Consider the following 12,961-nt stretch of genomic DNA (forward strand, 5'->3'; position numbering starts at 1 on the left):
CTATGACCCGTAATTTGTCCCTACCTAGCCGTATATTCGATACGATGAATGTTGTGTTCCTGATTTTTGTTTCGCTAATCACGCTGCTGCCCTTCTTGTACGTTATTGCTGCTTCACTTGCCTCCTCGGAGGAGGTGACGCAGAAACCGTTTCTTTTGATTCCAAGCAAGCTTGATTTTACGGCTTATAAGTATATTTTCTCGACTAGCTCCATTTCCAGAAGTTTATTGGTTTCGGTCATGATCACCATCGTTGGAACCTTTACGAACCTGTTGATGACCAGTCTGATGGCTTACCCTCTAGCAAGAAAAGATCTGAGCTATCGGAGGGGAGTGCTGTTCCTTGTTACGTTCTCTATGATTTTCAGCGGTGGCATGATTCCGACTTTTCTTGTCGTCAAGGCAGTGGGGATGATGGATTCTTACATGTCCTTAATTATCCCCGGAGCGATTAGCGCATTTTATCTGATTGTGCTCAAAAACTTTTTTCAACAGCTGCCTGAAGGGCTGGAGGAATCCGCGAAGATCGACGGCTGCAACGATTTTCAGATTTACTATAAAATAATTTTGCCGCTTTCCAAGCCTGCGCTCGCCACGTTAACGCTTTTTTATGCCGTAGGACACTGGAATAGCTATTTTTCAGCCATTCTGTACATCAATGATGCTGCGAAGTGGCCGATCCAGGTTTTGTTAAGGCAAATTGTGATTCTTTCGCAAGGGGGATTCGGCGATTCGACGCAGTTTGGTGAATCCTTCGTCGTACCGCCCGCAGTAACAATCAAGATGGCGGTAATTGTAGTTTCCATGCTGCCGATTTTGTGCGTATATCCGTTTTTGCAAAAGCATTTTGCCAAAGGGCTGTATCTCGGATCCGTAAAAGGTTGAGGGTCCATACTCCAATAGATCGAGCACCATACAAGGAGGGTTTCCAGAATGAATAAGAAAACGGAACTGATAAAAAAGGTAACACTCATGACGGCCGCATCAGGTTTGCTCATTGGGACTATTGCCGGCTGCAGCTCTTCCGAGGATACAAAAAGCTCATCTTCCCCATCTTCATCAACGACAGCCGCAAGTCCGACAGCTGCGCCTAAGAGACAAATAACGGTGTCTATGATGGTCCCGCAGTACACGACGGAGCCCATCAAGGCCGATAGCGCAGCTGTTAAGAAGATCGAAGAGTATACGGGCGTCAAGCTGGAGATGAACTGGGTTGTGGGAGCGGCTTACCAAGAAAAACTCAATGCCACGATTGCCTCCGGTACGATGCCGAAGGTATTGATCGTGCTCGATAACAAGCAGGCGAATATCGTCAATGGAGCCCGTTCCGGCATGTTCTGGGAGATTGGCGGGTATATAAAGGATTATCCGAACCTGAGCAAGCTAAATCCGCAAATCTTGAACAACATATCCGTGGACGGCAAGCTGTACGCATTGCCCCGTACGCGCCCGGTCAGCCGCGAGGGAATCATGATCCGGAAAGACTGGCTCGACAATCTGGGGCTTCAGCCGCCGAAGACGACCGATGAACTTTACAATGTCTTGCAAGCGTTTACGAATAAAGATCCGGATAAGAACGGCAAGAACGATACGTTCGGGCTGAGCGATAATGGTAATGCGTTTATCGATATGGCTGTTTTCTTCGGTGCTCCTGTCAACTGGGGTGTTCAAGGGGGCAAGATGGTCCCGGCATTCACCACGCCTCAATACTTGGAAGCGATGAAGTTCATGAAACGGCTGTACAGCGAGAAGCTGATGAACCAGGACTTCCTGATTGTGAAGGACGGCTACGTGGCCAATATTAATCAGGGCAAGGCAGGGATGGTTATTAATTCGGCTGTTGACGGCATAACCTCTGCCTTGTATGCCGATCTGAAGAAATTAAATCCTAATGCGGTGCTGGATGCAATAACTGGGGTGAAAGGACCAAATGGCGAATTTGCCACCGGAAGCCCTGGATTCGCGGGCACGTTTATGTTTCCGAAGAGCAGCGTGAAAACGGAGCAGGATTTAAAGGATATGCTGCACTTTTTCGATAAAATGACGGATCAGCCTATGATCGATCTGACCTTGTACGGGGTTGAGGGGAACACATACACGCTCGAGAACGGGATCCCTAAGATTAATACAGACTTGTACAACAATGAGATCAACCCCCTGAATCAGCTCATGGTCAAATTGGGGTTGTTCGGACCGAAGAAGGGCGATACCCCTCTCGAATCCAAGTGGAAACAAATTCTGGTGGAGAACGAGAAGAAGGCGGTGTTCGATCCGACGGTACCTTACATCTCGGCGACGAATGTGGAGAAGGGGGCGCAGTTGGATAAGCAAATTACAGATGCGCGCAATAAATTCATTATCGGTGAGATCGACGAAGCCGAATGGAAGAGTCAAATTGAAAGCTGGCGTAAAAACGGCGGCGATAAGATCACGGAAGAATTCACAGCGGAATATGCCAAGACGCATAAGTAACGGGAGGACGACATGGGCGGTGATCTATACAAACGAACGTTTCGCCGGGGTTTATTCGACTTTCACGCAGGCGAAGCGATTCCGGAAGTGACTCTGGACGTGGAGTCGTATATAGCAGGCGCAGCTGCAGCCGGCATGCAGACGATAACGTTCATGACGAAGGATGCCTTTGGCAACAGTTACTACGACACACGGATCGGACACAAGAATGCCAAGCTGAAGGGCGATTTGCTGGCCGAGGCGTCGGCTGCCGCGAAGCGTCACGGAATCAACCTGGTCGCCTATTACAATGTGGGGTTGAACACGCACGTTGCCCTGCAGAATCCCGACTACCGGCAGCGGACCGCGGAACAGGAACCGGTGACGGAAGCTTTCGGATTTTACGACCTTCTTTGCATGAATTCGCCTTATCGGGACTATGTGTATGGCCAACTGGAGGAAATCGCCACACATTATGAGGTTTCGGGCTTCTTCTTCGATATTTCTTATGTATGGACGAACTGCTGTTATTGCGAATACTGCCAGACTCGCTATAAGGCTCGATATGGGTATGCCATGCCGACATCACCTCAGCCCGGTACTACTGCGATGTCGCAGTGGCAGGCATTTCGCCGGGACATCCGACAGCATTTCATGCGGGATGCGGCAATGCGGCTTAAAGCGATTAATCCTGAGCTGCTGATTGGTTGGAATCATGCCGGAGACCCGCGATTCGGTCAGGTTGAGACTGATCGATACGCCGATTATTTCACGTCCGAGTTTCATCCGCCGCATTATGCTTATGGCAGCCTGCTAGCCCGTTGGAAGCGGTCGTTCGCCAAGCCTTTCGAGTTAATGATGCCAAGTGAGATGGGCAGCTGGGGAGAGTGGACGCTAGCGCCAACTCCGACTCTTATGACGACAGCGGCGATCGCCGTCGCGAACGGCGGGTCCATCAGCTTCGGGCATGTAGCTTATCCGTCCGGTGAGTACAAGGGCCGCATACCTGCTCCTGTCATGAGTGCCATCAGCGCCGCTAACCATTGGGTTAAGACCTTGGAGCCCTGGCTGCTAGAAGCTGAGAGCGAACCGATGGTTGCCGTCCTATACGCCCTCGAGAACAAGCGGATGCTGGAGGATGCCGCACTCGCTCGCAGCAAAAACGAAGAACATCTTCAGGGCGTTCATCGAATATTAACCGAGGGCCATATCCATTTCGACATTATCGACGAAACGCACCTGCTTGAGAGGCTGGAGCGTTATGAACTGCTGATCGTACCGGATCAAGCTTATTTATCCGATACCGTTCAACGACGCATCCGCGAATATGTCCAGAATGGCGGTTGTCTAGTCGCTTCCGGACGGACATCGCTTTACAAGTCGGACGGTGAACGAGATGCTGATTTCGGTCTAGCCGATCTATTCGGTGTGCAATTCCTGGATGAATCGACTTACAGTTTGACCTATCTCGATTCTATAGATGCGAGGCTTGCGGAGAATGTGCCGGACATGCCGATCCTACTCAAGCAGGCAGATCAGCGGTCGCTGCGGGTTGTGCCTACATCGTCGGAAGTCCTGTGCTCCCTGACGGAGCCTGCTCTGGAAACGACGGTTAATCGGCACGTATACCACCAGCATGCCCATCCGGCGAGACGCACGCCCGACCCGGCAATTACATTTCATACCCCGGGCAAAGGGAAATGCATGTATATTGCCGGGCCAATTGAGGCTGCTTACTGGAGCTCCGGCTCGCCTTGGTTGCGAAACATTTACTTGAATGGCATAAGGAAGCTTTATCCGAATCCTAAGGTTGAAGTGAAGGCGCCGCTCAGCGTGGAGGTCAATGTTATGCGGCAGCGTGAGCCGTCCCGCCTCATCGTGCATCTTATCAATGTCCGGGAAGACAAGGCGGCGGGCTCTAAGTCGTTTATTGAGGATGTTGCGGCAATCACCAATATCCGAGTGTCGCTTGGTGTTCAAGCGACTCGCGTTCTGCTGCAGCCGGAAGGCGTCGAGCTCGATTTCACATGCGAGCAAGACCGGATCAGCTTCCTAGTCCCCCGTTTGGAGATTCACACGGCGGTTGTTGTTGAAGGAGTAGACTGACTGTCTTCATAGAGGGGAATCCAGTCTCGCTCCCGAATACGTGAACATAGTAAATCTGTATCGCATGATTCCACGGAGCGAGATGAGGTGGCAGCATGAAATGGAGGTCTCCCCGATTTTTGTTTCGGTTAATGGTGATCAGTATCCTTGTGGGGACAATTCCGGTACTGGCATTAGGCAGCTTTGCGTACTACTTTTTCTCCAGCAAAATTCAGCGGCAGGTCGATCAACATAATGTGCAACTGTTGACCGAAACGGAATTGCGCTTAGAGCAGCTCTTCATGACAATCGATTTCTATGTAACGCAGCTGGCGAATTCCCCCCTGCTGCAGGACGCTGCCGTCTGGGATCCGTCGAATCGGAAACTTCATTTGTCGTTTCAAGATTTATCCGTGCAGCTGTCGCGATTACAAAGCTTTGAGATGGGGATTAGCGATGTTTTCTACGTCAATTACGTGAACAAATGGGTGATCGACAATCGAGGAGTGACCTTGCTGACAGAACGCCCGGACCTTGAGCTTCTGACAAGCTATGCATCCGGCAATCGGTCTTCCTCTTGGAAAAACGAGGGGACGAACGGAGGCAGCTCGGTCCTGCTGATTAAGAAGACGCCGCTCACCTCCCTCTCCCCCTCAGGTGTTATTGGGATAAGGATCCCCCATTACGAACTGGAGAAGCGGATTAAACCCGCTGGAGAAAGCGATGTGCAGCTTATTGCCAATGACAGCTTCGACGTGCTGGCGAAGACGGAGGGAACGCTGGCGATTGGTGAACGGTTCAGCGATGCGTTCGCGGCACGGGTGACCGAGGCACTGGAGCACACGACTAGCGCCGTTATCCGCTATGATGAGCAATATTTCACCGTTGTGAAAAAGTCGAGCTACAACGGCTGGTATTACTTCTCCTTCTACTCGAATGCCGAGATTACGAAGGATTCCCGTACGATTCGCTGGATCACGCTTCTTGCCTGCATCGGTGTGTTGCTCTTAACGCTCTTGGCCGCTACGTTAATGAATCGTCGTGTATATATGCCGATTCGGCGGCTCTATGAGGCTGCGGGCGGACTGTCCGCAGTTGGAGCGGGAAAACGGCCCGACGAATTTCAATTAATAGGCACCCGCATCGAATCGCTGATCTCCGAACAGGACAGTATGCATGATCAAATTAAAGGGCAAGCTCTGCAGCTGCGGGAATTGTTTCTGTTCAAGCTGCTGTTCGGTGAAGTTCATCCATCGGAGGCCGAGCAAAAGGCGCGGTTCTATCAATTGGATGTCAGGTGGACCAGGTTAAGGGTCATGGCGGTCCAGTTCAGCGACTGGAAGCAATCGAAGTACGCGGAGCTGGAGTGGGAGCGGCTCATGTTCGCTTTGCGCAATATGATGTGCGATCTCTTCCCAGAGGAATGCAGGCTTGAACCGATTATTATCGGTCAGTATCAAATCATGATTATCGGTGCGGATCAAGAGGATGAGCACGATTTCCGTCAATCCATGATCGTATTCACCGATAGGTTGAATCAATTGGTACGGATGAATCTGGGCTTGACAACTGCGATCGGGATAAGCAAGTCCTATGAGCATTTGTCGAATGTGCATCGAGCTTTTAGGGAAGCGTGCGAATCTTTGAAGCATCGCAGCATAACGGTGGATCAGCCTCTTATCTTCTTCGAGGATCAGTTCCCCGGCAAGAACGTGAATGTCAAGTATCCGACCTCCCTGGAGAAGCAGCTGTTCCAAGCCGTGAACGAATTGGATTTCTCGGCGGCACAAGCTTCGCTCCGCGGAATCACCGAATGGCTTCTCGCCGAGAATGTCAACTACCGAGAACTGCAGGTGCATTTGGTCCGCATTCTGATCGGCCTCGTCGGGGATTCCCCAGAGGAACCGCTCCGCGGGTTGATGCAAGGCAACAAAACGGTGTTCGAGCAATTGTTCGAACTGGATGCGATCGACGAAATCGAAGCTTGGTTCGAGGAGCGGGTATTGAGGCCGCTTGTACGCTGGCGGGAGGAGCAATCTCAGCTGCAGTATCAGATCATCACAGAAAAGATGCTCAAGCTCGTCCATGAACGCTTCGATACCGATTTAACGCTGGAAAAATGCGCGGAGCAGCTGAATTTTCATCCCGATTACTTGCGCCGGGTATTCCGCCGGGGAGTTGGGGTAAATTTCAGCGATTATATTGCGGAATATCGCCTGAGCATCTCTAAGGAGCTGCTGAAAAATACGGACATGACGATCACCGAGATCGCTCAGAAAATGAACTATCAAAATTCCCAGAACTTTATCCGCTATTTTAAGAAAACGGTAGGCATCACGCCTGGCCAGTTCCGAGAACGCTTGAATCAGTCTTGAACTAATGTTTTCAAACAATGGAAAAGGTGAATCTTATGTCGAACGCAGTTCACACTCTGCAAGGAGGAAAAGGGGGATGAAAAAATACGTCTTAGTGGGCGCCGGCCACAGAGCCTTCAACATGTTTGCCAAGTCGTTTAAAACGGAGTTGAGAGAGATTGCGAGATTGGCAGGCATTTTCGACACCAATCTCGTTCGGGCCCAGGCCATGAGCAAAGCATGCGGCAATGTCGACGTTTACGTCGATTTTGATGCCATGATCCGGGAGGCGAAGCCGGATGCCGTCATCGTTACTACTCCGGACAGCCTCCACCACCATTACATTATTCGCGCTTTGGAAGCCGGATGCGACGCCATATCGGAAAAACCGATGACGACGGACAGTGAGAAATGCCAAGCGATACTCGATGCTGAAAGGCGTACGGGGCGCCAAGTTATCGTTACCTTCAACGTCCGGTTCCTCCCCCATACAGCCCGGATCAAGGAGCTAATTCGTGAAGGGAGCATTGGCGACATCTTAAGCATTCATCTGGAATGGTCCTTGGATCAGTCGCATGGGGCTGATTATTTCCGGCGTTGGCATCGGAACATGAAGAATAGTGGAGGGCTGCTAGTGCACAAATCGACACATCACTTTGATCTGGTCAATTGGTGGCTAGCCGATGAGCCCGAGTCCGTCTTTGCCCATGGATCCACACGCTTTTACGGGCCAACCCGGCAGAAGCGCGGGGACCGCTGCTCGACCTGTGATCATAAATCGTCTTGCGAATTTTATTTTGATATGCGGGATGGCGCCATGGGCCATTTCTACAAGGAATTTTACTTGGAAGCGGAGCATGTTGACGGCTATTTCCGGGATCGTTGCGTATTCAGCGACGATATCGACATCTACGATACGCTGTCACTAACCGTTAGGTATATGCGGGGGGCTTTGCTGTCCTATTCGTTAAAAGCCTATAGTCCCTATGAAGGCTGGAAGGTTACGCTTACCGGTACGGAAGGGAGAATTGAAGCGGATGGCTTCTATAGCGGTCCGGACCACGATGCTCGGCATCAATCTATCCATGTGTATAACCGGGAAGGTGAGCGTACCGTCATTCAGATCGAAAAATCCAGCGGCAGTCATGGCGGCAGTGATGCTCTGTTGCGAAGCATGATTTTCAGAACGAATGTACCGGACCCGCTTGAGCAGCAAGCCGGTTCCCGGGCAGGAGCTATGTCGCTTCTGATCGGTGCTGCCGCCAATATTTCTATTAAGGAAAACCGTCCAGTCACGATTAAGGAATTGTTAGGCGAGTTTTACTGATTCACCGTGAATGATCGACGTGATCCGGACGTACACGCTCTACGCGATCCGGACCGCGCAGAGGCGGTCATGCGGGAACATATTCACCGGTCCTACCGGGAGTTCGCCGATATTGGCTCCCACGATAAGTCGGAGCTGGCGCGGAACGGGTGGATCTAGAGGGGAAGATGGCGATGACGAAAAAGCTGTTTGCCGTAGTGCATCTGCTAGCTGCGTGGCGAACAGTTTTTTCTATTTCGCGATTATGTGCTTTACAAGGGTAAAGCTTAATATTCATGAAAAAATAGATTGTATATAATTATGATAAATTATATATTAAATTTGAGCAATCCGACGTGTCGGACTCCATATTCTATCACGAGGTGAACCCATGTCCGTTGCTATTCATACCCGGCATGCGCCGGAATTTCCTTTGCCATTCTCCCAAGCGCTGGTGGCGGGAGACTTCGTTTATATTTCCGGGCAGGTGGGCGTCGATCCCGCAACCCGGCAAGTCATCGGCGATACGATCGAGGAACAGACGACCCAGACGCTGCGGAACATCGAGACGATTCTCCACACCGCCGGCTTGACGCTCGACCATATCGTGAAGATCCAATCTTACCTGGCTCGGCCAGAAGATGTGCCAGGGTACAATGAAGCTTACAGGCGTCTGTTGAAGGAGCCGTTTCCCGCCCGTACTACCATTACATGCGGCATCGGGAGCTACCTGATCGAGATCGACGCCATTGCCTACGCGCCGGCGGTCAGGACTGAAGCTCCGGCCAGGAGCGAAGCATGACGCGCCTCGCCGGCAAGGTCTCCCTGATCACTGGGGCCGCCTCCGGGATCGGCCGTAGCTCCGCAATCCTGTTCGCGAGCGAAGGGGCCATCGTCATCGTCAACGATCTCGAGACAGAGAAGGGGAACGAGACGGTCCGGGACATTCGCGAAGCTGGCGGGCAAGCCGTCTTCATCCAGGGGGACGTCACGAATCCTGCGGATATGTCCCGCCTCGCCGAGGAAGCCGTCGCTCAATTCGGCCGTATCGACGTGCTGTTCAACAATGCGGGCATCAGCGGCGTAGGTGCGCTGCACGAGCTTGAGCCGGACACTTGGGACCGGATTACGGCGGTGAATATCAAGGGCGTCTATCTGCCAAGCAAATATGTGCTGCCGCACATGATGCGCGCGCGAAAAGGCTCCGTTATCAACATGTCCTCGTGCGTCGCCGAGATCGGGCTGGCCCGCCGGGCATCCTATGCCGCGACGAAGGGAGCTGTCCTGGCCTTGTCCAAATCGATGCAGGTCGATTACGCGCCCTACAACATCCGGGTGAACGCCTTGCTGCCGGGGACGATCCTGACACCGTTCGTGGAGCGCTACTTGAAGTCCTCATACGAGGACCATGAGGCGGCGGTCGCCTCCCTGATGTCCCGCCAGCTCGGCGGAGAGCTGGGAAGGCCGGAGGACGTTGCTCTTGCCGCGCTGTTCCTGGCTTCGGACGACAGCAAGTTCATGATGGGCTCGCCGCTCTACATCGACGGTGGGGTCGTGTTCGGCAAAAATGCATAAAGCATTCCAGACCCAATGAAAATGAGCGGGTCGAAATGGAGCGGTAAAACTGCGGGCCGGGTTCGATCGCCCAGGCGCATTCGAAGGAGGAGTGGGTGTCGATGCAGGAAGTAGGGCTGGCGGCGAACTTCTATTACTAGCTCGCGTTGGGCTTCGGCCAGCCGGAGGGAGGGCGTAGCATGCGCATCTCCGATCGTGTAGTCTGGGCGGGCAGTGGACATATGGCAGCGAACTGAGCCATCCCTACGACTGCAACGTGTTTCTCCCTTGACGGAGGTGGGGAGTACGCCTTGATCGATGCCGGTTGCAGGCTGAAGCCGGTCGTGGACACACTAGGCGCCATGCCCTGGGTCACGTCTACTACGTGTGGAACGAGGACGGCTGAAGGGCGCTCTTCATGGGCGACGCCATATTCGCCAATGGCAAGATTTATGCGCAGAACAGTTGGGATTGCGACGTTCAGGCGTACGCGGACAGCATCCCCAAGCTGCACGAGCTCGGGATCGAGCGTCTATATCCGGGACACGGCTCGTTCGTCTGGAGCCGGGCCCGCGAGGATATTGCCCAAGCGCACTTCGCCTTCGAGCGGTGGGACCTGCCGCCAAGCCTCTAAGCACGGGCAAAAACAACATAGGAGGAACGTCCCTTGAAGCTTTCACCCCTTATCCCCAAATCCGCATTCCATGGGCTGGAGCGCGTCACATGGCTGTACAGCGGCGCGGAGACCCCTCCTTTGCAGGGGGCCGCGCAAGCTCTGGAGGCTTATATTCGCAACCGGGAGCTGGGACCGGACGGGCGGGCCAAGAATGCGGAAATCGAGCAGTCGCTCCGGAAACGGCTGGCCCAGCTGCTAAACGGCCGTGCCCAGGACATTGCCCTGGTCTCCAACGCCTCGGAAGCGATCACGCTGTTCCTGCAGTCGCTTCGCCTTCAGGCAGGGGACAATATCGTCCTGCATACGCTGGAATTCCCGTCCGGCATGCTTCCGGTCTTGCTGCTGCAGGAGCTCGGGGTCGAGCTAAGGCTGGTGCCCCACCGGGATTGGCAGGTGAGCGGAGACGACCTGTTCGCGCGGGTCGACGCCCGCACGCGGCTCGTCCTCACCAGCCACGTCAGCTTCGTGAGCGGAGTCCGGCTGGACTATCGTTCGCTCTACGCCCGGCTGCGCGAGACGCAGACGCTCCTGCTGCTGGACGCGACACAGTCGCTCGGCGCTGTGCCAGTAGATCTGCAGGCGGCCGACGCGGTCGTATGCAGCTCCTACAAATGGCTGATGTCTTTGCATGGACTGGGCGTCCTTGCCTTGAATCCGGCGCGCCTACGGGACCTGCGGCCGGCGTCGGCCGGCTGGCGCAGCGTGCAGGAACTCTTCCACGCCGACCGGTTCGCTACGTTCGAATACCATGACGACGCGCGAAGGTTCGAGCTGGGGTTCCCCAACTACCCCGCAATTTACACGATGAACTTCTCGGCTGAGCTGCTGCTGGGCATTGGGATCGACCGGGTGGAGGCCCAGATCGAGCGGCTGGCCGGGTATTTGATCGCCCGCTTGAGTGAGGCGGGCTATGAAGTCATGACTCCCCGCGAACCGGAGCGCCGCGCCGGCAACGTCAGCTTCGTCTGCGAGCAGGGCGAGCTTGTAGCCGCCCGCTTGCAGGGGACAGGCATCTACGTATGGGGCGGTGACGGGCGGCTGCGGGCCTCCGTGCACGCCTTCAACGATTCGGACGATATCGATCGGCTGATCGCCGCTTTGCCGGCGGCAGCCGCTGCCGAGGGAGGGAGTGTCCATGCGTAAGCTTCGCGTAGCCGTTATCGGCTTGGGTGCCTGGGGGCAATGCCATCTGGAGGCGTATCGGTCCATTCCCAATGTGGAGATCGCCGCGATCTGCGACCAACGGACGGACGTCCTGGACGGAACTGGGGATCGCTATCCGGCAGCCCGCCGGATTCAGGACAGCTCCGAACTGCTGGGGGCATCCGGCATCGATTTGGTCAGCATCGTGACCTCGGAGCAGGGGCGCCTCCCGCTCGTGCTTCAGGCTCTGCAGGCGGGTAAGCATGTCCTCGTGGAGAAGCCGGTGTCGCTGCAGGCAGAGGAGGCCAGACAGATGCAGGAGGCGGCAGAACGCCATGGAGTCCATATTGTGCCGGGTCATATTCTGCGCTTCGATCCCCGTTACGCGGAGATCCGCGCGGCCATCCAGGCGGGGACGCTGGGCGAGCTCCAGAGCCTGTATTTCAAGCGAGCCCGGACGAAGGGCATGTTCCAGCTATACAACCGCACGCATACCGCTTATCTGTCCGGTGTTCACGATATTGACTTGGCCCTGTGGTACACCCGAAGCCGGGTCAAGCGGGTCCGGGCATACGGCCAATGGGTGACCGGAGCGGAGCACCCGGACATTCTGTGGGCCTGCTTGGAATTCCGGAACGGGGTCCTCGCCATCGTGCACAGCAACTGGATGACGCCGGACGAGGCCGGCCTCGCGATGAACGACAGCGTCGAGGTGATCGGCCGGCTCGGCAACGCGCAGTTCGACAACCGCGGGACTGGCCTCGACCTCTGGGATGCCGGCGGACGCCATACGCCGGATCTGCACATTCACCGGCTGCGGAACGGCCAGGCGCAAGGCGCGTTGAGGGAACAGTTGGAGTACATCGCTGGCTGCATAGCAACCGGCATTGCGCCGGACTATGTGTCGTTCCCCGATGCGATTCACGGGATCGAAATCGCGGAAGCGATCGTCCGTTCCGCCGCAGAGGGACGGGAGATCGAACTCGCATAAGGCTGTGAATCAGAGGCTGTCCCAAAAGGTCAATATACTGACTTGGGGGGCAGCCCCTTTTTTGGGTAAAAGGAAAACAAAAAGAAACCGTTTCTTGGTAGATTAGAAGTGCGCCCGACCATCTACGAAAGGAACGATTCCTTTGTACATCCAATCTACCATGGACCAGCTTTACTTTCTATTGGACTTGGAAGAGGACAAAAATCTGAATGGGACTGGGAGATACAATCGTTACGATTGGAACAATATCGGGGCCAAAGCCGTGGAGGAGCTTTACTTTGATCGCGAAACATCAAATTGTTGCAGAACGAGAGTCTTCAAAGGTTCAACTGATTTTAATGAGGCAGGCTGCCGGTATGGGCAAACTCTACAGTAATTTTTGCTTATTCACCTTTTAGAAAA

At 54.2% G+C, this 12,961-nt stretch carries 11 protein-coding genes; all 11 read left to right on the top strand.

Annotated features, from left to right (window positions below; translation table 11 throughout):
- Positions 1–2: 2 nt before the first annotated feature.
- Entirely contained in the window at positions 3–884 is an 882-nt protein-coding gene (locus tag ACI5FR_RS05590; RefSeq protein ID WP_405451430.1) for a carbohydrate ABC transporter permease, read from the top strand.
- Between the two features lie 228 nt (positions 885–1,112).
- The gene (locus ACI5FR_RS05595; RefSeq protein ID WP_405451508.1) at positions 1,113–2,471 is read left to right on the top strand and encodes an extracellular solute-binding protein; all 1,359 of its coding nucleotides are present in this window, start codon (positions 1,113–1,115) and stop codon (positions 2,469–2,471) included.
- Between the two features lie 12 nt (positions 2,472–2,483).
- On the top strand, positions 2,484–4,556 hold the full coding sequence (locus ACI5FR_RS05600) for a beta-galactosidase trimerization domain-containing protein (RefSeq protein ID WP_405451433.1): 2,073 nt from the start codon (positions 2,484–2,486) through the stop codon (positions 4,554–4,556).
- A gap of 119 nt (positions 4,557–4,675) precedes the next feature.
- Complete coding sequence (locus ACI5FR_RS05605; RefSeq protein WP_405451436.1) at positions 4,676–6,910, top strand: helix-turn-helix domain-containing protein; 2,235 nt, start codon at positions 4,676–4,678, stop codon at positions 6,908–6,910.
- A gap of 76 nt (positions 6,911–6,986) precedes the next feature.
- Positions 6,987–8,216, top strand: a complete 1,230-nt coding sequence (locus ACI5FR_RS05610; protein WP_405451439.1) for a Gfo/Idh/MocA family oxidoreductase — start codon at positions 6,987–6,989, stop codon at positions 8,214–8,216.
- A 6-nt stretch (positions 8,217–8,222) separates the two neighbouring features.
- The gene (locus tag ACI5FR_RS05615; protein ID WP_405451442.1) at positions 8,223–8,375 is read left to right on the top strand and encodes a hypothetical protein; all 153 of its coding nucleotides are present in this window, start codon (positions 8,223–8,225) and stop codon (positions 8,373–8,375) included.
- A gap of 211 nt (positions 8,376–8,586) precedes the next feature.
- Positions 8,587–8,997: a RidA family protein gene (locus tag ACI5FR_RS05620; protein WP_405451445.1), complete on the top strand. Its 411-nt coding sequence runs from the start codon at positions 8,587–8,589 to the stop codon at positions 8,995–8,997.
- Positions 8,994–9,770 carry an SDR family NAD(P)-dependent oxidoreductase gene (locus ACI5FR_RS05625; protein WP_405451447.1) on the top strand — a complete coding sequence of 259 codons (777 nt, stop codon included), beginning with the start codon at positions 8,994–8,996 and terminating at the stop codon, positions 9,768–9,770. Before ACI5FR_RS05620 ends, ACI5FR_RS05625 begins: the two co-directional genes overlap by 4 nt.
- 397 nt (positions 9,771–10,167) lie before the next feature.
- The gene (locus ACI5FR_RS05630; RefSeq protein ID WP_405451450.1) at positions 10,168–10,383 is read left to right on the top strand and encodes an MBL fold metallo-hydrolase; all 216 of its coding nucleotides are present in this window, start codon (positions 10,168–10,170) and stop codon (positions 10,381–10,383) included.
- A 33-nt stretch (positions 10,384–10,416) separates the two neighbouring features.
- A complete protein-coding gene (locus ACI5FR_RS05635; protein WP_405451453.1) occupies positions 10,417–11,568 on the top strand; it encodes an aminotransferase class V-fold PLP-dependent enzyme in 1,152 nt (383 codons plus the stop codon).
- On the top strand, positions 11,561–12,559 hold the full coding sequence (locus ACI5FR_RS05640; protein ID WP_405451456.1) for a Gfo/Idh/MocA family protein: 999 nt from the start codon (positions 11,561–11,563) through the stop codon (positions 12,557–12,559). The genes ACI5FR_RS05635 and ACI5FR_RS05640 overlap by 8 nt, the downstream gene beginning before the upstream one ends.
- The last annotated feature ends 402 nt before the right edge of the window (positions 12,560–12,961 follow it).

It is taken from the genome of Paenibacillus sp. HJGM_3, assembly GCF_045062745.1.
Classification (GTDB): domain Bacteria; phylum Bacillota; class Bacilli; order Paenibacillales; family NBRC-103111; genus Paenibacillus_AA.